Origin of the sequence: Bartonella sp. OC68QHHN (genome assembly GCF_042193875.1) — a bacterium.
In the GTDB taxonomy this organism is placed as follows: Bacteria; Pseudomonadota; Alphaproteobacteria; order Rhizobiales; family Rhizobiaceae; genus Bartonella; species Bartonella grahamii_A.
The window spans coordinates 1-23,859 of sequence record NZ_JBHIME010000028.1; the positions used below are offsets into that span (position 1 = coordinate 1).

Genomic DNA, 23,859 nt, shown 5'->3' on the forward strand with positions numbered 1-23,859 from the left:
CTTTTGCCAAGCTTGAGAGAAATCAAAAGCATTGGCGATTATATTTTTCCAATGCATAATGGTGGCGGTATCAGCACCAAAAAAACGCATGACGGCTTCAAAGGCATGCCCAAAAGCGTGTGCTATTCCCCGTGCAAAGCCTTTGACAAAAGAAGAGAAACGATCCCAATATTTCCACAAAGCAAAACCAGCAGCCATGATCACCGCCACAACAGCAGCAACCACAGCCCCTATTGGGGTAAAAACACCCCCCACAACAGAGGCAAAGCCAGCCCCAACCACTTCTATCGCTGTCCCTAGCCAACCAAAGCTACTCACCAATGCTGCACCTGAAACCGCAACCCCTCGAAACGCTGCCACAAGTAAAGTCATGGGTCGCAAAAAGAGAAATTTTACAGCATCACAAAACATCAATATTTTGAAGATTATAAGTAAAAAAAACTGGTCGAAACAAAGAGCTTTCTTTATGAAAAGGAACAGAATTGCACACGCGTAGATATTACTGACTCTAACCACGGGTATAACTTAATAATTATAGTGCAACAAAACAATAGAAACAGCCTTTTTGGTAATTTTGGACAATGTATGCTGGCAAAATTATCAATGTTCACTGAATATGCTCCCCTTCCTTTTAAAGACGAAACCCTTAAAAAAATAGAAAAATAATCACATAATCACTATTCTGCTTTGTATTAAAGCTCAGTTCACATTAAACCATTGCACTTAAGAGCATCCTAAAACCTTAATAGCTTTTAAAAAAATATCTGACTTTTTGTTCTATTCTTAAGTTACACTTAGCCCCCCCTATTGCTTCTGTAAATCGGCACACACAACGCCTTTATTTCTCATGCTTTAAAACAAAGAGAAAAAATCCTATTATAACTTACTGCAACTTGCAGAAAATTTTGTATCTTTCCCTATAACACCAAGATCTTTGATTAAAAGCGGTTTTCCTATTTCTCCATTATAGGCTTTAACGTGAATGGTCTTTCCTTTCACATCTATGAGGTAATAATCTCCATTAAAAAGCGCACCAGCTGTATAGACAGGAATATTTCCAAAAACCTTATCATTTTTTGCACGGCAATAGGACTGATAATGTGTGTGCCCTACAAATATTGCTTTGACATTATGAGAGGTAATAATTGACTTAAAGATCGACAAATCTTTAGCATTCTCTTTACGAATAAAAACGGATTTACCATCAATGGAAGCTGCGCGAGCATCGTGAAAATTAATGATTGTCACTTTACCTCTTGCATCAGCAGCAGCTAAATCGTTCTTAAGCCAATCCAAAGATTTATTAATTCGTACTTCTGTAGACTGCTCCTTCAAACGAACCGTATAGCTTGGATGATTGTGAAGCTGTACATAGTGAACATCTCCATAATCCCAAGAATAACTCAAACTCCCCCTTATTGAGCGAATATTTCCACCCGAAGTGGAAACCAAACTTTCAGTAACATCTGCATTAAAATGCGATAATTGACTACGATATTTTTTGATTTCCGATACCATTCTTGAAACTGCGCTTATAGCACAGGCATCTTTGTAAAAATTGAATTTTTGAGGATTCGTACACTTACCAACATTATTGGCATAATCGTGATTCCCTAACCCCTCATAGACAGGCCCTCCAAGGGTTTTATAAACATTTTTATAATCATCATAGTTTTTTTGTTCCCCAAACTCCGTCAAATCACCATTAACAATATGGAACGCAGCTTTGTGCGCTTTTATAACACCAGCAACCTGCTCATTTATCTTTAACCATGGCTCTCTGTTTGATATTCCATTGGCATCACCAGAGTTTAAACGCCACGGTTGCGGATCAGCCATGATGATAGCCGTATAATTTTTTGCAAGAGACTGTTCTTTCAGAGACCAATCCATAAATGCATCATGATAAAGCCTCTCGTCCTTTTTTAATTTTTCAGAATCAAGATTAAAACAACCAGAGACAGTAAAAGCAATCACAGTGATTACCAATTCAACTTTATATCTCATAAATACATCTCCACCCATCAAACTTTACGTATTTTATTGTTATAAAAATCGCTCAGAGGTGATTTTTTAGATTTTTTTGTCAAAAATGTGTCAAAAATTCAAAATAATGAAAGCAATAATCCTTCAATGAAAGTACAATTTGATGATATAAAAGTACTTTCGATTTCAAACTTTCAACTTGAAACACTTTAATTGATTGAGATTTATGAGCTTGGACTCTGGCTCTTTCAAATGCCATCGATACATCAACAACTTATCAAAAACTAAGCATTTAGCAGAAATCTAGCAAGTGTTCGTATATTATAAAAATATCCCCACCAAGAGAAAAAACGCATTCTGGATACTAGAGCAGCCAACTTCTTTGGATATCAAGATCAAATACATTAGAATCTTATGCTAAATAAGTTAGAAATAATTAAAAGTGCTAGAAAAAGTGTTTGAGTATTACCCTCATCACTCACTTTAATAAAATATAAAACTGTAGAATTGTCACATAAATATTATCATTAATTTATAAAAATAATATAAGTTATTTAAATTATTATAATAATATTTAAACTAAAATATTATATATTTACAATAAATTTAATTATATAATATAAATAATTATAAATACATTATGTATTAAATATAAATTCATACCGGTTTAATATAAATTAATTTTTAATTTTGACAAGAAATCAAAAATATCTTACTAAACAAAGACAATTATCGAAATTAATAAAGATTATCCATTTTTCACTTCTTTTTATGAAGTTTTCGGGGAAATGAATATTTGGGAGCTCTCATAAGGAGAACACTAGTGTACAAAATATCCCTTTCATCATGCGCTGCTGCAACCGCTATCATCCTATTCAACATCCAGTTCAGTGCACAAGCTAAATCTCTTGTAGTTTCTGGTGAAGAAACAAAAGAAGTCTCTAACGAAACCTATGATATTCTTCATGCAAAAGACGGTGGAAAAATAATCGGTAAGCATTTAACTGTGACGGAAAACGAAAATACAAGTAACAATACAAATATATATTCTGTCACAGCTGAAGGTCCAAACAGCGTGATTGAATTACTGGACACAACCATTAAAGGAATTAACGCTGAAATATCCAAAAGCCTTAAGGCAAAAGATGGTGGCTCGATCAAAATGACCGGTGGTTCTATCTCCTCTGGTTTTATTTCTTTTGAAAACAGCAAAAGTGACAAAAACAAACTGGAAAAAGTCACAATAAATGATAAAATATACACCAAAAACAGCAATCTTATTTTGAAAAATGTAACTTTAAAATCAGATTCTCGCATATGGGGTGATGATAATTCTCAAATAACAATCTCTGGTGGAACATTTAATTCAATAATGGACGCGATATATTCTACCAGCAGCACCATTACTTTAAACGACAATGTCACAGTAACATCTGGTACTTTTGGCCTCTGGGCGAGATATGATAATGGAACGATCACAATGACTGGGGGAACTGTAAAAGGGCAAAAAAATGCTGTATATGCAATAGAAAAAGGTCTCGTCAATGTCACAGACGTTACTCTCACCGCAGATGGTAAAGGAACAGGCGCAAGCTCTGACTATGATGGTACAATCAATTTACAGAATGCAACCATTAAAGAGGCTATCATCGGACTTGAAGCAAACAGTGGTGTCATTCAAATGACAGGAGGATCTATCACTGTTTCCGGGACAGGAGCTTCTTTTGAAAACAGCAAAAATGACAAAAACAAGCTAGAAAATGTTGTGATAGCAAGTAGCAGCGATGATAAACCGATGACCACAGGTGTCAGTGCTGATAAGGAAAGCACGGTTATTTTAAAAAATGTCACCGTTAAGAACGCAAAAAAAGCTCTCTTAGCTAATGATAACTCCACAATAACAGTCTCTGGAGGATCATTCGATGGAAAAACTGATGGGGTATATGCCAAACAAGGCAGCACCATTACTTTAGACGAAAAAGCTGCGGTTAAATCGTCTGATGGTTATGGACTCCATGCAGAAGGTTCAAAATCCAAAATCACAAAGACAGGAGGAGCTGTAAATGGTAAACAAGCTGCATTATTTGCAGAAAAAGGCGGACAGATTGATGTCACAGATGTTACTTTAACAACAACAGATGGCACTGGAATTGGCGCAAAAGCCGATGGCGCTGACAGCGTCATTACATTAAAAGGCACAACAACCATTGAAAAAGTTGCAAATGGCCTTGATGTACAAAATGGAGCTACAGCCAAGATGACCGGTGGTTCTATTGCTGCTTCTCAAATAGGTACCCTTTTCAACGCTAGCGGAAGTGATGAAAATGAAAACACGCTGGAAAATGTAAACATATCGAGCGGTAAAGATGACGCCTTAATGGATAAGGGAATAAGTGCCGAAAAAAGCACTGTGACTTTAAACAATGTAACCGTCACTAAAGCGACAACAGGCATATTTGCAAATAATGACTCCACAATAACAGTCTCTGGAGGATCATTCGATGGGAAAAATGATGGGGTATATGCTGGGAACGGCAGCACTATTACTTTAACCGGTGATGCTAAAGTTACATCAACTGATGGTTATGGAGTCCGTGCAGAGGGTTCAGGATCTAAGATCACAATGGCAGGAGGAAAAGTAACAATAATAGGGAATAAACAAACTGCATTATTTGCAGAAAATGGTGGACAAATTGATGCCACGAATGTTGATCTAACAACAGATGGTAAAGGAACCGGTGCACTTGCAATTGGTCCTGATAGCAGAATTGAATTGCATGGCAATACAACAATTAACAATACTTGGAACGGTCTTGGAGCAGCTGATGGTGGTAAAATCACCAGTGAAAATTTAACAATAGACGGTGGTGAAGTAATTGATAAAAACCCCAATGAAGCACGATCTGGTGTATGGACAGGGGACACTGGGAGTGAAATTCAGTTAACGGGAAAAACAACCATTCAAAATGTTGATGAAGGTTTTTATGCAGATGGTGGGGGTAAAATCATTAGCGGAGATTTAACAATAACCGGTGGTGAGTCCGAAAAAGCAACCGTTGGTGTAAACGTTGCGGAGCTTGGTAGTACAGTCGAATTAAATGGTAAAACAACCATTCAAAATTTTGATGTTGGTCTTTCTGCAGGAAATAATAGCACGATTAAGATGATTAATGGTGATATTAAAGCAGCACAGAATACAATAAAAAATGAAATAAACGCAAAAAAAGTTGCACTATGGGCAGGAGCTAACGGACATATTGATGTCATGAATGCTTCCATAACAGCAGGAGTTGCTGGTTTGCAGTTCTTAGCTCTCCCTACTAACAAACCGGATGAATCAAATGATCTAGGAAAACATCATAGCAATGAGATCAATCTGACCAATGCAGAGCTTCATGCTGAAAATGGTACAGGAATTCTTATTGGAGCTTTCGCTGACGACGATATTGAAAATAATGCAGATCTGGCAATCGGTACAGCAAATCTCAAAAATTCAGAAATCCATGCCGATGTTTTACTAGGAAACGGCATTTATTGGGAAGATAAAGAGTTTTGGGACCAAGTAGGTTTAAAAGAGACCTCCAACGGTACCTTCACATTAAGCGCAGATCAGTCTACTCTAGAAGGCAGAGCGAATATTGCTAAAGATAGAAATGTACACTTTGATCTGAAAAACGATACAAAATGGACGTTGAAAATCAGCAAAAACGAAAAAGATATTGATGGTGATCTTCTTGATATTGCTCAGAGATCTCGTTCTGATGTTGCTGTGCTTAGTCTCAACAACAGCTCCATTATTTTTGAGAAACCAACAGAAGATCATTACCAAACATTGCATATAGGTTCTGGTAAACCAGATACGCAAGCAGTCTACAATGCTTCTGGTGATGCAAAGATTTACTTCAACGCTGAATGGAGTGATGGTGCTGCAATAGATGACCAAAAAACCGATAGACTTTTGATCAATGGGGACGTGGCAGGAACCACATCAGTTTATGTTACGGGGCGCTTAGAAGAGAACAATGTCGAAGCAAATACCTCTGCTGCTGCCAATATGCGTGGTCTGTCACTCATTCAAGTTTCTGGAAAAGCTGAAGAAAACTCTTTCAAACTGGTAAATGGTTATACCACAAGAGGTGGTTTACCAGATATGTATACACTACGTGCCTATGGACCAGACTCAAGCCAAGGCAAAGCCGATATTGCGCAAAACCTGTTTGATGAAAAGAATGAAAATTTCTGGGATTTCCGTTTGCAACCTGAACTTCTTGGAACTGGCTCTGGTTCAGGTCCAAGTGTGATCGCCCCTGTACCACAAACAGCAAGCTATTTGGTCATGCCGAATGCTCTCTTCTACACAGGATTAAAAGATATGGCTAAACAAAACGCACTTTTAGCCAATATCAGAACATCCGTCTTAGGAAAAGAAGAAGAGAAACAAACCGGTTTCTTCCTTTACACCTATGGAAGCACAGGAACCTTATCTTCTGAACGCGGACCACTCAAATACGGTTACGGTGCTGATATCCGCTATGCTGCTCTCCAAGCCGGTATTACATTAGCAGCAATTGAAGGACAAAATACCACAACACATTTCGGTTTTGTAGGCACCTATGGGCAGCTGTCGTTCACACCAAAGGACATTTCAGATGCAGGAAAGAACACGCTGGATAAATGGTCACTGTCAGCCTATGGCAGTATACAGCATTATAGTGGTTTCTACATCGATACACTCTTGTCCTACGGTATCTTCAAGGGAAATATCACCAATGCCATCAGAGGAAATACCGCAAAGTTGAACGATGCCAAAATGTTGAATATCTCCACCACTGTTGGTAAAGAATTTGTAACCGAAGTAGAAGATTTAATCTTCGAGCCGCAAGCACAAATTGCTTATCAACATTTGATGTTTAACACCATTAAAGATGCTGATAACCTTACCATTGATATGAACAATCCTTCCCAATGGTTGATCCGTGTTGGTGGACGTTTGACAAAAACCATTTCCACTGAAAACAGCCGTCCTCTGTCTTTCTATGGAAAAGTAAACTTGATCAAAACTTTTGGTGATGATGGTACCATTCATATTGGAAGAGACTTTGAACTTGATTCTATGGGACCTGCAATTGAAGGTGGGCTTGGCATCAATGCACAACTGTCTCACAATTTCTCCCTTCATGGTGATGTAAGCTATCAACAAAAGCTTCAGAAAACTGGTATAAGTAGTGCAAGTTTTTCAGGTGGAATACGCTATCAGTTTTAAATCAAGGCTGTAAAAATGGCCTATTCATTGTATTTAATTTAACAAAAAAGGCAGTATACTGTACTGCCTTTTTTAATCTATGTAAGCTATTATTCTTATTCCCTAAAATTTTTTCTTTTCTCCTCAATGATCTCCTTCACTCCTATTTACATGAGTCGCGCGGCATATTCCATTATCGAATTTGTCTGTAAAGCTAATCAAAGTGTATTTTTAGACAATATAAAGAAAACAACATTGGAAAAGATAACGATAAAAGAAGCTCTCTCTTCATACCTTTACTATGTTTATCCTCCTGTTTCTTCAATCCATTAGCTTAACACCACCTGTAAGGATTTATTTATATTTTCATGTACCGTTTTTTTAAGCAAACCATTTTGACAATGCTTATCCCTCTCATTCCAGACAATGTATTTATTTATAAAGATAATTATTTGTTTTGCATGTTGAATGAGAGTCCCGAATATCGTAGGATTTTCTTATTTCAAACTTGTTTCATGTTGAATCAATCAAATTTTTTCTTGCACGTCACAAGCAAGGCTGAGGTATAGGTCAAAATTATATAAGATAAGGCTTTAAAATGCCTCTCATGCACCGCCTCAAGTGCCAAGGGCTTACCCCGCACAACATTGGGAGCTAGTAAAGTGTGTAGATGGACTTGCTCTTTTATTAAGCGTAAAGGTATCGGCTTGCTCATTCGTAAGCGTAAAGATGAGGAGACTCTATGGCTTTAGCGTTATAGCATTCATGAACACCATCGCGAAATGGACTGTGTGGCCTTAGAAAAATGGACTTTGGTACCCTTAAGGAAAAGCCTCTTTAAAGAAAGCCTATGAATAGCCCCCTCATCTCTTCTTCTTATAGCAGAGAAAATTTGCTGATCGTTTTGGTGAGTGCATAAAATAATACATTTCAATGTTATAGAGATTTTAGAACGATTATCCTTAATAGACAATTTTAAATATCATACTTCATAGTGTTTTTAGCATAAGCTTGACCAAGCTAGGTTTTATGAAATTCATTTTTTCCAACTTTTTATAATCATGAAAAAAGCTTTTCTTAAGAAAAACTTCAAATCATAGAGAACACCATATATATAATTCGTTTTGTTATTTACAATAAAAACATAATAATATAAAAACTGATTGGGTACTTGCGCCATCAGGGGAATGAAGTAAGCATCAAAGCATACCAAATACTAAAGGCATATCTATGTGTAAGAAATATATTTATAAGAAAAATTTTTTGTTATGTACAATTGCTGGAACTTTCATTTTTTCTCATTTTGCTCCAACTTATGCAAATAGACAACCTCCTGAAATTATTAATGAGTTTAAGCTGGAGAAAGGAGAAAAAAAAACTCTTAATAACGTTTTTATCCGCAATGGATTGAGCGCAGTGCACGCCTCTGAAAAAGCAATTGCCACAATTACGAACTCAACAATACATTCAGCTTCGTTTGCTTTTGCTGTATCACAAGGTGGACGTATTAATGCTAAAGAAGTAAAAGTTAATGCCTTGTATACTGGTCTATCAATTTCAAACGGTATCATTAACATTGAAGATTCATTCATAGAAAGCAAAAAAAAATCCGGTATTATTTTTCATAGCATTTTAGATTCTTTTCTGAAAGATGGTGAAGAAGTTATCAATAAGGCAATTCTTAACAATACGAAACTTCTTGTAAAAAATGGTGTCGGTATTTTAGGACCGTCATCTTCAAAGTCTGTTGCCGAGGTTCAACTTAGAAATTCAGAAATTCGTTCTGATGTATTATTACAAAATAACGTAAAAAAGAAAACAGATTCAGATCCTCATCCTGTGACTTTTGTATTAACCGCCGATAATTCGATTATGGAAGGAAGAGCAAGAACCTTAGCAGTAAATACGACTGTTTTTAATTTAAACAACAATAGCAAATGGTATTTAAATGTAAGTCAATACGACATAAATCGTGATTTTAGTTCATTTAATTATGCACTCCATGACATTAAGCAACGAGCGCTATCTACCGTTTCAGTACTGAACTTTAGTAATAGCTCTATTGTGTTTAATGCACCACATACGCTGGCAAAGAATCAATATCAAACCTTGAGTGTAGGACGAACAATTGAGCTCCCTAATTCACACGAAAACAGGGACTCCACTATAGAAACCGTTTATAATGCTGTAGGTAATGCAAGGATTTATTTTAATACAGAATGGAGTAATGGTTTAGAAAGAGAACAACAAAAAACGGACCGCCTTCTTGTCCATGGGAATGTATTAGGCACCACAACAATTAGTTTCAATAGCCTTTCAAAAGGTGGGACATCAAAAGAAGAAGCTTCTATTCCCGCGAATATGCGTGGGCTGTCGCTCATTCAAGTATCTGGAAAAACAGATGAAAATGCCTTCAAACTAGCAAATGGCTATGTCACAATGGGTGGTTTGCCTTATAAATATGTCTTAAATGCCTATGGACCGACATCACGTCTTGGAAAAGCAGAGAGCACCCAAAGCTATTTAGGAGAAATAACTCAACAATCACAAGAAAAAAGCTCACAAACCGACACGCCCCCCGTTGTATTAGGCGCAATGGTTTCAGGGATTGAGAATAATATAAAAAGTGAATCAACACCAAATTCTGAGCAAGGAGGGAGCATACAAAACCATTTGAGAAAAAATCAGAATTTCTGGGATTTCCGCTTGCAAAGTGCAACGCTCGATGATGAAGGAAAGATCAGAGCTCTCGTTCCTCAAGTGGCAAGCTATTTGTCCATGCCTAACGCACTATTCTCAGCTGGACTGGCTGATGTAAACAATCAAAATACTTTACTGAACACGATACAAGAAACAGGCTTTGAGACAAAAGATCATAAAAATAAAGGGATCTTCTTCTCTACTTATGGCAATAAAATGACATTATCCTCTCACCGTACGCCATTGCAATATGGCTATGGTGCCGATATTCACTATGCTGCTTTACAAGCAGGCTTTACATTAGTAGCTCTAGAAGATCAAAATATGACCACCAATTTGGGTCTTTTAGGGACATATGGAAAATTAGCTTTCACCCCCAAAGAGATGGAAGGTGCTGACAAAAGCACACTCAATAAATGGTCAATTGCTGCATATAGTGGACTGCGCCATAATAATGGTACATATATCCATGCTCTCTTTTCCTATGGAATGCTCAAGGGAGATATCACCACAGCTCTCATAGGAAAGACTGCAGAATTGAAAAACGCTGATACATTCAGTGCATCAGCAACCATTGGACAAAAGTTCGAAACCAATAGGAAAGGATTGGTCTTTGAACCACAAGCACAAGTTGTTTATCAGCGTCTCATGCTTGGCACACTCTCAGATGTCGATGGCTTTGATGTAGATATGGGAAATCCTTATCAATACTTAGTGCGTGTTGGTGGGCGATTAACGCAAACGACGCTTTCTATTGAAAAAGGCGATATTCTTTCTTTCTATGGTAAATTGAATATTGTTAAAGCTTTTTCTAATAATGGTACCATACAGATTGGTGAATCGTTCCACCTTGATTCTATGGGCGCTGCCCTTGAAGGTGGACTTGGTGTAAATGCACAATTATCACAAAATATCGCCCTTCATGCTGATGTTAACTATCAACATAAGCTTCAAAAAACTGGTATATCTGGAGCAAGCTTTTCAGGCGGAATACGCTATCAATTTTAAGAAAAGAAAAAATAACTTATAGTCTATTCATTTTTAATAAAAAAGCAGTACGAATGTACTGCTTTTTTGCAATCTTTCGGCATGAGCCATCAAGAACGGTTCTTTCTATACAGCTTTCTCGAAAGGATTAATTTTATTCAAACTAAATGCAACAAAATTCTTTATCTCTCAATGACTGTTGAAGTCTCAAGAGAGCTGCCTTTTTTATTTATAAAAATCCAATGGATTCAATAAAAATTGTTGTATATCGATAAAAAATACAAAATATTTTAGCTTTTTTACATCAAAAAAATTCATAGTGAATAACTCTATATGCAAAAAAATCAACTGAAAGCTTTTTGTAAGCACGCAACAAATCTTCTCCAAAAGCTTTGTAGAATTTTTATAACAACAGCTTTAAGCAATAAACATCCTTGCAAGATATTTTGATTCTTAGCACTTTAAAACAAAAATACTTATCAAGCTAAGTTTTTTAAATCCATCTTCGCTGCATTGCGCTTTCTATTTTAAAAGCTCTTCTAAGACCAATTTTTAAACGGTAAATAACAAAACTTAATATTCGTTTTGTTGTTTACAATAAAAACATAATGATATAAAAACTGATTGGGTACTTGCGCCATCAGGGGAATAAAGTAAGCATCAAAGCATACCAAATACTAAAGGCATATCTATGTGTAAGAAATATATTTATAAGAAAAATTTTTTGTTATGTACAATTGCTGGAACTTTCATTTTTTCTCATTTTGCTCCAACTTATGCAAATAGACAACCTCTTGAGATTCCTACGGTCCAAGTAGCTGATGGAGAAAAGAAGAACCTTCATAATGTTTTTGTTCGTGGTAAGTATGATGCCGTGGTTGCTAAAAAAGGTCACATTACCATTACAAACTCAATAATGCACTCAGGCTTTACTTTGCTTTCTGCAACGTCAGGGGGGCAAATTAATGCGAAAGGAATTGTGGGAGAGGCCGAAGAGCGTGGTTTGTCACTCACAAACGGCATAGTCCATATTGAAGATTCAACATTAAACGTCATAGGCCACAGCAAAGTCTATGGTATCAATTTTGGTTATATTCTAAGCTCTACAATAAAAGAAGGAGAAGAAGTTGTAAACAAAGCAATTCTTAATAATACAAAACTTCTTGTAAACGACGGTGTAGGTATTTTCGGACCTTATTATTCCAAAGCTAATGCAGTGTACCTTAAAAACTCAGAAATTCATTCTGATATGTTATTAAAAAATGAAGTCTCACCCTTCATCGAAATTCAACCTACTACTTTTACATTAGACGCTGATAATTCGATTATGGAAGGAAGAGCAAAAACGCTTCCTCAAAATACAACAGTTTTCACCCTAAACAATAACAGCAAGTGGCATTTAAAAATTAGTCTATTTGAATTGGAAAATAGTTTTAGTCTATTTGATTACAAGCTCCTTGATCTTAAGCAACGAGCACGATCAATCGTTTCAGTCCTAAACCTTAATAATAGCTCTATCATATTTAATGCGCCGCATAAACTAGCAGACAATCATTATCAAACCTTGCATGTAGGAAGACATCCTCAAAAAGCAGAGCAAAACAGAAGCTCCGATGCAACAACGGTTTACAATGCATTGGGCAACGCAAAAATTTACTTTAATACCGAATGGAGTAATGGTCTTACAAAAGAACAACAAAAAACTGACCGTGTTCTCGTTCATGGTGATGTCTCAGGCACCACAATGATCTATTTCAATAATCTTTCAAAGCATACAGAACCATTCGATGATGAAGAAAATTCAATTCCTTTGAATATGCGTGGGCTCTCACTCATTCAAGTTTCTGGGCAAGCAAATGAAGATTCCTTCAAACTTGCTCATGGCTACACCACAATGGAGGGCTTACCTTATAAATACATACTCAATGGCTATGGACCAACTTCCAGCCGTGGGAAAGCCGATAGGGCACAAAGTCATTTAAGCGGAATATCACAAGAATCAAAACAAAAAGGTGCGCAAAATACCAATGCATCATCCCTTGAAAAAGAAAACAACGGACAAACTCCCTTGGAAGAAAATGAGAATTTCTGGGATTTCCGCTTGCAAAGTGCGACTCTTGATGATGAAGGAAAGATCAAAGCTCTTGTTCCTCAAATGGCAAGCTATTTGATTATGCATAATGCAATATTCTCCTCTGGCTTGGCTGATGTAAATAATCAAAATACGCTGTTAGATAATATGCACTCAACAGTTTTTGGATTAGAAGGTCATAAAAAGAAAGGGATATTCTTATCAACTTATGGCAACAAGGTGACATTATCTTCCAGCTATAGTCCATTGGAATATGGCTATGGTGCAGATGTTCATTATGCTGCTATACAAGCAGGCATGACATTAGCAACGTTAGAAACTCAAAATATGACCGCGAATCTTGGTCTTTTAGGCACATATGGAAAGCTCGCTTTTACGCCAAAGGATGTGGAAGGTTCTGACAAAAGCATTCTGGATAAATGGTCCTTTACGGCATATGGAAACCTCCACCATGACAATGGTCTCTATGTTAATGCACTTTTCTCTTATGGCATTTTAAACGGACATATTACCACAGCCCTTATCGGCAACACTACAGAGTTAAATAATACGGATACATTAAATATATCAGCTACCATTGGACAAAAACTAGCAACTGGTGTTGAAGGGGTGTCCTTTGAACCACAAGCACAACTTATGTATCAACATATTGCATTTGGCACTCTTTCAGATATCGATGGCTTCCAAGTTAATATAAAAACCCCTCATCAATGGTTGGTCCGTATTGGAGGGCGTTTAACGAAAACAATGCTTCCCATTGAAAAAGATCGTGTTCTTTCTTTTTATGGTAAATTGAATGTCATCAAAGCTTTTGGTGAGAAGCGCACTATCGATGTTACTAAATCTTTCCATCTCGATTCTATGGGCTCTTCCCTTGAAGGTGGACTTGGCATTAACGCGCAGCTTTCTAAAAATATCGCACTTCATGTTGACGTTAATTACCAACATAAACTTCAAAAAGCTGGTATCTCTGGAATTAATTTTTCCGGTGGAATGCGTTATCGCTTTTAGAAATCTTAACTCTCTATTTTGACGCATGAGCAGCGCTGAGATGAAAATAGTGCTGCTTATATTTTACTCCATTACAAAAATTGTAGTGTGTCAAAAAGTGGTTCATTTTTAGCAAAACAAAGAAAAATATCTTAAGGAACATCTCTATGCATAAGAATCTTTTGTTATGTACAGCCGCTTGTGCTTTGTTTTTTTCTTCTTTTAATTTCACGTCTACCAGTACCGCTTCTGGCTTAAGCCCTCAAACACGCCATACCCTTGAAGGGATTATAAAATTACCTCAACAATATCGCCATGCCATTGATTTAATAAACACACCAACACAAGCAGAAAAAAATCTTGAGAAGATAACCTCTGGCGCCATGATGGAAGATAATTCGCACTTAAACCAAGCACTTGATGCCGATAACCAACGGCATGCTGATGCTGAGCGCCAACAATGGATAAAGCAAGACAATCGCGAATGGAGTAAGTTACAAAATAAAACAGAAATATTACATAAAGCAGCAAAAGTTGATAGTGCATTACAAGAACAAAACAAAGAACTTTCCAATACTTTACGCAAAGCAATACTCGATGCTTTGAACACCGATGAAATAACAAACGTGGAGAGAAAAGGAGAAACATCGTCTCCCCTATCTAAAGAGAATAAACAACCTCTTATTTACTCCAGCATAGGGCAAGGACTTGCTAATGATAAATTACCAGCTGCTAATGTTGCCGCCCCACACAAAGACAATTCATCCTCAAGGGCAGATCGTGGAATTATACAGCCTAAAATAAATGAAAATTCGCAATCTGATATTGATCTCCAAACAAATACCACCTCCTCAGCATCGAAAACGACTCTTAATACATCCGCAAAAGCTCATGTGAAATTCCCCACAAAAGTTAGGAGAACCGCTGCCGCTGATACCGAGAACACCTCTAAACTTACAGATAATGAAGCAGCCGTAACTTCTTCTTCTCTTGATTTAGCAGAAAAAAGAAGAATTCTTACGCCACAAAAAGAGAGCTCTTTAGTCATGCCTATTGCAATGTTTTCTGTCGGGTTTTCTGATGTCAACAATCAAAATATCTCGTTAGACAATATGCAAATAACAATGTTTGAACCCAAAGATCATCCAGAGAAAGGCATTTTCTTATCCACTTATGGCAATAAGAGCACATTTTCTTCCAGCATTCAAACAGAACAAGATGGTGTTCAAGCAGATATTCGCTATGCTGCATTGCAAGCAGGGGCAACATTAATAGCGCTAAACGATCAAAATATCAGCAACAATTTTGGTTTTTTCGGAACATATGGGAAATTGTCTTTTAGTCCTAAAAACAAAGAAAGCTCTCATAAGAATATGCTTGATAAATGGTCACTCACCGCATATGGAAATATTCAGCATGATAGTGGCATCTATGCAAGTGCATTTCTCTCTTATGGAATTTTCAAAGAAAACAATAGCACAGCTTTCATCAAACATACCTCAAAAGTAAATAATAGTAAAACATTAGGAGCCGCTGCAACTGTTGGTCAAAAACTGTCAACCAGTTTGGAAGGTGTAATCCTAGAACCGCAAGCACAACTTGTTTATCAACGTCTCATGCTTGGCTCTTTCTCAGATGACGATACCTCTAAAATAGACGGAAGCAAACCTTATCAATGGTTGCTCCGTATTGGCGGACGTTTGACGCAAAACAAAGGCCATGCCCTTTCCTTCTACGGCAAGCTGAACATGATCAAAACTTTTAGTAAAAACTTTCCGCTTGCTGCTATGGGATCTTTAATCGAAGGTGGTTTTGGTATTCAGGCGCACTTATCACAAAATATCGAGCTTCATAGTGATCTCAGCTATCAACATAAATTCAAAAAAGCTGGTATATCTGCAATAAATGTTGCCGCTGGAATGCGCTATCACTTTTAAAAATACTTGTATTCCTATCTTGAAATATAAAGCACTCTCATTATGTTTCGTTTTTGTCTCTTACAAAAGAAACATAATGAGGTCAAAGTTTTATTTTTTATGAGAGAGGGGAAATTTTTAGGAATACATCCATATGAAAAAAAGTTTTTTACTATACACAGTTTCTGGAGTTCTGTTTTGTTCTTCCACCAGCTTGTCTTATGCTCTTCATGATACGAATGCACAACCTACGATAAATCTCCCTTCTCCGAAACCCGCTCATGCTGAGAATCAAATAGATACATCCAGAACTTCTAATCCATATTCAAATGCATCATCTTCGTATCCACCTTCAACATCTAGCTCTACAAGAACGATCGTAAACCCTCCTTCTACAGAGAGTGAATCTACAACGCCTACTTCTACGAGTACGCTACCTCCCAAAACACAACTTGAAGGAAATTTAGTTGGAAATATAATTTCTTCTTCAAAACAAAACTCTAATCTTAGTCAAGGGAGTAAACAAACATCGAAGACTAAAGTGACAGAAAGTGTACAATCTGAGCCTACAGCCACACAAGACACTCTTACACAATCTCCAACGACAGAAATAGCTCCAACAACAGGAATAGAAGTAAAATCTAGAAGACGTTCAGGTGTTCCCACCTTTTCTACAGACTCTTCCAGAAAAAAAACGCCCGAAAATTCTGCTGTATCCTCACAGTTAGAACCTATACAACCTTCACCGAATTTACAACCAACACTTACAAACTCTAAACCAACAAGAACGGAAACAACAGAGCTATCACCAACGCCTCAAGAACCGAAACTCGCACAGCCAATATCTTTAAGACCAGAAACTGGAAAACCAGTATTACCGGTACCACTAAAATCTGTAAAACCAGCGCCCGTACAATCTGCCTCTGCACAAAAAGTATCTGAAAAATCAGAGCTTGAAAAACCAATATCAGCAATAAAACTACCTGAACAGTCTACACAAATTGAGGATATAAGCTCTGGAGTTGAGGCTAAAAACGGTAAGACCATAACGCTACATAACAAAAAAATTCAAGACAATGGTTTTGCTGTACATGCAGAAGGAAATAATTCAAAAGTCAACATGATCGGGGGAAAAGTTGATGGGCGTTTTGTTGCACTAAGTGTATCAGATGGTGGAGAAATTGATGCTACAGGTATTACTGTAACAACAGAAACAGCTGGTTTGCTAAACATAGAGGGAACAATCAAACTTAAAGATTCAAGCGTACATGTCACGGGGGATCATGAAGCGGACGGTATTATTTTCCGCAACAATCCATATAATGCCCCTAGAAAACGATATACACGCAATGCTGAAAGGAATGCCAACGCCCTTCAAAAACAAGATGGAGCCAATATTGCCGATAAAGTAACTCTAGAGAATACAAAGATTTTTGTTGAACATGGTAGGGGTATCAACCTCTATGGAACAGACATAAACGGTGAAGTCAGCCTTAAAAATTCAGAAATTCATGCCGATATTTTGTTAAAAAATATAAAAAACGAAAATGCTTTCACAAACACCCTTACACTGGTTTCGGACCACTCTTTTTTAGAAGGTCGAGTCAGAACTTCTAAAGATAATAGAACTGTTTTTGATCTAAAAGAGGGGGCGAAATGGCTTTTAAAGGCGAATAAAAACGCCGAAAATAATGATAATGTTTCAGATGACCATGTACAGTTTGGTGTTGATGAAAAATCATACTCTAACCTTTCTGGATTGCGACTTACAGATAGTGTCATTATGTTTGACAAGCCAGTGGAGGGACATTACCAAACTCTATTTATAGGACCTAATCTTCCGAAAGGAGATGGAACAGCTCATACAGCAACGGTTTATAGTGCAACAGGTGTTGCAGAAATTTATGTAAATACTCAATGGGATAAACATTCTCCTATCACGGAGCAACAGACCGATCGCATTGTGATTAATGGTGATGTCTCAGGCCGTACTGTTGTTCACATCAATCTGCAAGAAAGAGATAAAAAAATAACCGGTAGCTCTGCTGTTTGGGGAGAACACATAGCGTCACTTCCTTTAGGGACACATGGGATTTCAATTATTCAAGTTTCCGGACAAGCAAATGAAAATTCCTTCACGTTAGCAAAAAACTATATGACAATAGGGAAACAACCTTATAAGTATGTACTTACAGGCTATAAACCTGGAACATCTCATGAGAGCCAAAATCTTTTTGGTAAGAACAGTAATTTCTGGGATTTCCGCTTACAGAATGCCTACCTTGATAAGGATAAAAAAGTTCGAGCACTTTTACCACAGGTAGCAAACTATTTAACCATATCTAATACTTTATTTTCTGCTGGATTTACTGATGTAAACAATCAAAACACGTTGTTAGACAATATGCGAACAACAGTATTTGGAGCAGAAGACAATAAAAAGGATGGTATCTTTTTCTCGTCCTACGGCGAGAAAGTCACCTTATCTTCCAACCGCGATCCACTGCATTATGGTTATGGTGCTGATGTAAACTATACTGCTTTACAACTGGGTGTCATATTAGCCGCCTTGGAAGGCAAAGACATAAGCACACATTTTGGTTTTTTAGGAACATATGGAAAACTTAGTTTGACACCAAAAAAGATGCAAGATTCTGAAAAGACGACTCTTGATAAATGGTCACTTGCCGCTTACAGCAGCTTCCAACGTAGCAATGGTATATATGTAAACACACTTCTTTCTTACGGAAAGTTAAAAGGAAATATTACCACAGCTCTTGTTGGAAATGCCGCAAAACTGGATGGTACTGATATGCTTAATATATCTGCAACCATCGGTCAGAAATTAGCAACCAACACAAAAGGATTGGTATTTGAACCACAGGCACAATTCATTTATCAAAATCTCATGTTTGATATCTTCTCAGATGCCGATGGCTTAAAAGTAGACATGGGCAATCCGCGTCAATGGTTGGTGCGTATTGGTGGACGTTTAACAAAAACTACAATGTCTGCTGATGAACGTAAGGCTGTTTCTTTCTATGGCAAAGTAAATGTTATCAGAGCTTTTGGTGATGGTAAAACAATAAAAATTTCTGATACCTTTCATGTTGATCCTACCGGCTCTTCAGTTGAGGGAGGCATGGGGGTGAATGCATATCTTTCTCAAAATATCGTACTAAACGCCGATATCAGCTATCGGCAAAAACTGCAAAAAGCCGGTGTATCCGGCACCAATTTGTCTGGCGGAATACGTTATCGTTTCTAAAGCAGAAGCTAATTTTAACTTAAATAAAAGGGCAGCACAAAGTGCTGTTTTTTTTATTTAAACTTATATTTTTTAAAATTCTCAAAAATCATTATCACATCAAAAAAGATTTTGACTTATAATATTTCTTTTGCATATTGAATAAAAAACTGAATACCATAGCATTCTCTCATTTCCAACCTATTCATCTTAAGTCAATCAAAACTATTCGCTTGCACATCACAAGCAAAAGCCTTGGGGTATGGATAAAAATTATTTAAATGCCTCTTATGAACCATAACGCAAGAGATATCTCAATATTGAAAAATGGCAAGGTAAATGATGATATCTAGCTTACTCCCTTCATATGCATAAAAATGGCAGCTTTTGTAGTGTTCTTTTGTAGCATTTATAGAGGCTTTATACTATTCACGAAGCAACTATTGTGAAATGGGTACTAGCATTGAGAAATGTCCCTTTTACGTGAATTAGGAACAACAAATCCATTCTATTTTGAGTATTTTGTCGTGCATGAAAGGCGTGCCCCCAATAAAAAACACAATAAAAAAAGCGTAAAACAATGCATAATCTTCATTATTTAACAGATAGTGCTTTAGATGCTTTTGAAAGACATAAAGCTAAATTAAAGGATGGTGGTACAGATGGAAGCTGATTTCTATCCCTTTATTCTTTCCCAATGAGATTGCCTCCCCATTTCAAATATTACGCCAACAAAAACATACGCAATATATTCACTCAAATCTGGATGCTCTCTCCAATCTGGCATACAAAAACTTAAACAGTAGAAGAAAATATTAAACCGCTTTAATTTTTGTCTCAAACACATAGATTTAAACAACTAACCGCTTCATATCACCACACTTCAAAGGACAGCACTCCATGAGGCTTATAGGCAATATTCATCACATCCTCTCAAAAAACTAATTATAAAACCTTATATTACCATAGCCCCCAGGAAGCTGTTTTCAAGGCATCACCGGCTGGTCTAAATACTCTCTTGATCGGGACTCCCTAAACTAAAAAATGAAGTCCCCTATTAACTTAGTCTGTAAACAATGCTCTGTAAATAATCCGCCTTCTCTTAGTCCTCTTCCAGCTAGCTTCCCACAGCATGCGGTTCACATCACTACACCTTAAAAGAGACTGCTTTAAGAACAGCGTCTTACAGTACAACAGGATAATAATTTAAATACCCAAATGCGCTTAAAACAAGTCTACTCACTAAAGGCACTATTTATCCAAATAAACTGCTCTACCTAATCATTGTCATCACTTAGAACAGCCAATATTCATCAGATTTGAATTATTCCTCTATTTCTTTTGCACGTCCAGATAGTTGCATAGCTCTAGAAAGATCATTAACTGCATTTAAATGCGTTTGAAGTAATTCACTATTACGCTGTAATTTTTCTTGTAAATCAGACAACAAACTTTCAACCTCATGCTCAATATCTTGATTCATGTAGCGCTTCACATCGTTCATGGATTTATTAAGATCACGCAAACCACGTATTTTACATAAATTTATTTCTTCGTAATCTGGAACACCACTGTTCTCTAGCATATTACTTTCATAATCAACAACTTGAGCTAATCCTTTAACAGCAGCAACAAATTTTGTCATCGCCCAATCACGATCAATAAGATTATTATCAAGAACTTTTGCTTTTGATGCAAAACTATCATCATTATATTGCACTACAGACATTTTTACTTCCCCTTCAACACTATTGTTCAATCTTACTTTCAAATGAGGGAGATTAAACAGGTTCTCTTCAATGCTGATATACCCAATCAAGCTCGTGGTGCGAACATTGCTCAAACGACAGCACAATAACCCTTCAAAGCGTATACCACTTCAACTTTCAACGCATTCTCTCAAATATTTTTCTTGCTTTGCTCCAAAACCATCATTGCTGCTATATTAATTCACCAAAACGCTATAAACTTAAACCTTACGCCGCAATATCGAAACTCCCACATTAGCTCTGTCTATTTCGCTTTGCCGATTTTTGATCTTTGCCTACTTTATCACCAAACATCTTCAACAGAAAACAACAATGCTCTTACGGGAACTTTGTCCATAAAAACCCTCTGCCGACAAAAACCCGCAGCATACAAAGGCTTAAGCTCATTAAAAATTCAGCATTTTACCGATAGCAGCATTTTACCCTCCATAACCTTATGGCTTTCTCTGCACCTAAACTTGCATACCTTCTGGCACCCCATAAGATGGTACCCTACAAGATCAGTCTGCACCCATTCAAAAAGAATGCTCTTTTGAACAGATCAGCCATACAGAAATATAAAAAAAGACATCTTAAAATAGCTAAACAGCCATCAATCTCCCTTTTTTTAATTATCATTCGCTTTTCTTTGCAATAAATGACTGTATAAGATTTTTTAAATCTTTTCAAGAGTTTCTTAGCCAATCAGTTCGATACGTCTTCAATCGCATACTCATGCGCTTGTTTTAAAAAACATCTCTTAATGCACCCAAGCCTATTTTGCGCCGCGGCCCATAAATGGTATAATAATAAAACTCCCATGACATGTATAAAATCCATTGAGCACTTTCCATCTTTACGCTTAATAAAAGAAGCAGCCTGCACCATCACATATTTTGCTAGCCCCTCATGTTGCGATACCTTTGGCACTTGAGACGGTTCATAAAAGCATGCCTTTCGTGTACAATTTCTCTCCATATGGGCCCTCCCGACTTGTAACTGCAAAAGACATGGTTTTGGTTGATTTACCACGAAAAAGATTTGAAGTGAAAAAATTACGGTATTCAGAGTTCTAATTCAAGTTGAATAACGATAGATTATCATCTATAAATCAAAATATTATCCAATGCTTAATGCTCCCCGACCTTGATATTTTCAGAATTTGCACAGTATCTTCCTATAGATTATTTCACTCCATAACACAGTTTGCTCTTAATATCGTGGCTTTACATGCGCTACTGGTATAAAAACATAGAAACAATCATTTTATAATCAAGGTACAATTTTTGTTACAAACTTTCTCTCATTTTCAACCTTCTAAATGCGGCTCTTCTCTTTCATAATCATCACATTTCAAATCTATTCCATGTTGAATAAATTAAAATCACTTGCTTACACATCACAAACAACACCCTGATGTGTTGATAAAATACACTGAAAGAAAAATGCCTCTCATGAATCTTCTCAAATGCCAAGGGCTATAATAAACATTGGAAGAGAGCGTACGATGATCGTGACTTGCTCTTTCATAAATGTACAGAGGGTGGCATTCTATAGATTTTTATATTATTCAAATTTTATATTATTTCACGAGAGCTTTACCATCATACCATTTACGAGTGTCATCATAAAGTGTCTGTCGTGTGCGTTGAGAGATGTTTCTCTAAAACAAGTACATAAATATGCAATACAAATATACTAATATACAACATAAGTATATTTCGTTTGGAACGTTCTTTTCTTTTGTGCAAAACATGCCCCACTAGAACAGTATTAACCAATCTTGCTATGAGATAAACGAACAGGCAACATTTTTGTCTTCCTGCGCGCACCTTAAAGGACAAAGATCTTAACTCAATCTGCTCTGTACGCAGTCCGAATTTTTGTCAAGCGACCTTCTCTTGACTTTCCACTCATGTGATTCACTTAAACGAAAAGCTCAACAAATAAACCTACAAATATTCATTCGCATACTAAAAAATACTTAAACGTTCCCAAGAAAACTTATATGCCTTATATTACCGCTATAAATGACAATGTTTCATAGCATAACAGGATAAAAAAGTTTTTTGCAACACAAAACCTACAAAATCAATTCATATTCCCTTTAAAACTTTCTTTTTTAGGATTCACAGTGCTCCAATTCATCAAGACTTTATAAAAAAAGGAACGATTTTAAGCTTGCTGAATATGTTGTATCAGCATATATTACGGATTGTAACATATTGTTATTCATAAAATAACCTCAAAAAGAACCGAAAGAGGTTTTTATGGCTGATCTCGTAAAAGCCGCTATGCTTTATTCAACCTTGATTATCACCATCAATGCTTTTGTTGTTATTTTAGCGCTCGTAATAGAAATATACTAAGCATACTCTCTTGGCTTTTTGTAATCTGCGCAAATGAGCATGTTAATTTCACATAAGATCAAAGAAAAATTTTAACTCTACAGATAAATCACACACCCAATTTCAAACATCACTTGCAACTATTTGAGTGTTAACTCTGCTTTTTGTATGCATTTTTAACCATCAGTTTCCATCTTTTCACGCTACCTTGAATCTCAACTTCATTCCCGCTTTAAAGAACTAAATTTTCTACCAGATCCGATCTGTAAATAATTTGTCTCCTTATTGAGTAAGTTCCTCTTGCTTCCCCCTTCAATGCATATCACAATTCTAAAGGATAATATTTCATGAAGCTTATGATAAATCCATTGAACACCATCATCATACACTTATGAGGGAATAAACCAGCACAATCACACACTTTTCCAACCCTAAATGTTGCAGCAACCTTTAGCGCTTGAGATAGTTCATAAAAGGTATTTTTACTTCTTGCTTCAACAGTTTTTATCCACACGGCTCTCCATGCTTGTAATGTGCAAGCAGATGGTTTTAATTGATTCAACCTAGAACAGATTTTGACGAGATCCTTATTCAACATAAAAT

The 23,859-nt window shown here is 36.6% G+C and carries 7 protein-coding genes and 1 pseudogene; 5 read left to right on the forward strand and 3 right to left on the reverse strand.

What is annotated here, in order from left to right:
• Together ACFIJ0_RS05285 and ACFIJ0_RS05290 are read right to left on the reverse strand one after the other, a co-directional pair.
• A pseudogene (locus ACFIJ0_RS05285) lies at positions 1-399 on the reverse strand (phage tail tape measure protein); the annotation flags it as partial.
• Positions 400-876: 477 nt separating this feature from the next.
• The gene (locus ACFIJ0_RS05290; RefSeq protein WP_375623847.1) at positions 877-2,007 is read right to left on the reverse strand and encodes a metallophosphoesterase; all 1,131 of its coding nucleotides are present in this window, start codon (positions 2,005-2,007) and stop codon (positions 877-879) included.
• A 1,774-nt stretch (positions 2,008-3,781) separates the two neighbouring features.
• Between ACFIJ0_RS05290 and ACFIJ0_RS05295 the strand changes: the two genes are divergently transcribed.
• The 5 genes from ACFIJ0_RS05295 to ACFIJ0_RS05315 all read left to right on the forward strand — a co-directional run bounded on the left by ACFIJ0_RS05295 (position 3,782) and on the right by ACFIJ0_RS05315 (position 19,181).
• Positions 3,782-7,249 (forward strand): autotransporter outer membrane beta-barrel domain-containing protein, encoded by a 3,468-nt coding sequence (locus ACFIJ0_RS05295; protein WP_375643994.1) that lies wholly within the window; start codon positions 3,782-3,784, stop codon positions 7,247-7,249.
• A 1,209-nt stretch (positions 7,250-8,458) separates the two neighbouring features.
• Entirely contained in the window at positions 8,459-10,936 is a 2,478-nt protein-coding gene (locus ACFIJ0_RS05300) for an autotransporter outer membrane beta-barrel domain-containing protein (protein WP_375623849.1), read from the forward strand.
• A 670-nt stretch (positions 10,937-11,606) separates the two neighbouring features.
• Entirely contained in the window at positions 11,607-14,018 is a 2,412-nt protein-coding gene (locus ACFIJ0_RS05305; protein ID WP_375643987.1) for an autotransporter outer membrane beta-barrel domain-containing protein, read from the forward strand.
• Between the two features lie 146 nt (positions 14,019-14,164).
• Positions 14,165-15,934 carry an autotransporter outer membrane beta-barrel domain-containing protein gene (locus ACFIJ0_RS05310; protein WP_375623853.1) on the forward strand — a complete coding sequence of 590 codons (1,770 nt, stop codon included), beginning with the start codon at positions 14,165-14,167 and terminating at the stop codon, positions 15,932-15,934.
• A gap of 133 nt (positions 15,935-16,067) precedes the next feature.
• Positions 16,068-19,181 carry an autotransporter outer membrane beta-barrel domain-containing protein gene (locus ACFIJ0_RS05315; protein WP_375643988.1) on the forward strand — a complete coding sequence of 1,038 codons (3,114 nt, stop codon included), beginning with the start codon at positions 16,068-16,070 and terminating at the stop codon, positions 19,179-19,181.
• A gap of 1,303 nt (positions 19,182-20,484) precedes the next feature.
• Here ACFIJ0_RS05315 and ACFIJ0_RS05320 read toward each other — a convergent pair.
• Positions 20,485-20,889, reverse strand: coding sequence for a flagellar protein FlgN (locus ACFIJ0_RS05320; RefSeq protein ID WP_375623857.1), 405 nt, complete (start codon positions 20,887-20,889; stop codon positions 20,485-20,487).
• Positions 20,890-23,859: the final 2,970 nt, after the last annotated feature.

Coding starts and splice junctions, on each gene's coding strand:
- ACFIJ0_RS05320 (WP_375623857.1), bottom strand. CDS start 20,889: ATGTCTGTAGTGCAATATAATGATGATAGTTTTGCATCAAAAGCAAAA.
- ACFIJ0_RS05295 (WP_375643994.1), top strand. CDS start 3,782: ATGACCACAGGTGTCAGTGCTGATAAGGAAAGCACGGTTATTTTAAAA.
- ACFIJ0_RS05290 (WP_375623847.1), bottom strand. CDS start 2,007: ATGAGATATAAAGTTGAATTGGTAATCACTGTGATTGCTTTTACTGTC.
- ACFIJ0_RS05305 (WP_375643987.1), top strand. CDS start 11,607: ATGTGTAAGAAATATATTTATAAGAAAAATTTTTTGTTATGTACAATT.
- ACFIJ0_RS05310 (WP_375623853.1), top strand. CDS start 14,165: ATGCATAAGAATCTTTTGTTATGTACAGCCGCTTGTGCTTTGTTTTTT.
- ACFIJ0_RS05300 (WP_375623849.1), top strand. CDS start 8,459: ATGTGTAAGAAATATATTTATAAGAAAAATTTTTTGTTATGTACAATT.
- ACFIJ0_RS05315 (WP_375643988.1), top strand. CDS start 16,068: ATGAAAAAAAGTTTTTTACTATACACAGTTTCTGGAGTTCTGTTTTGT.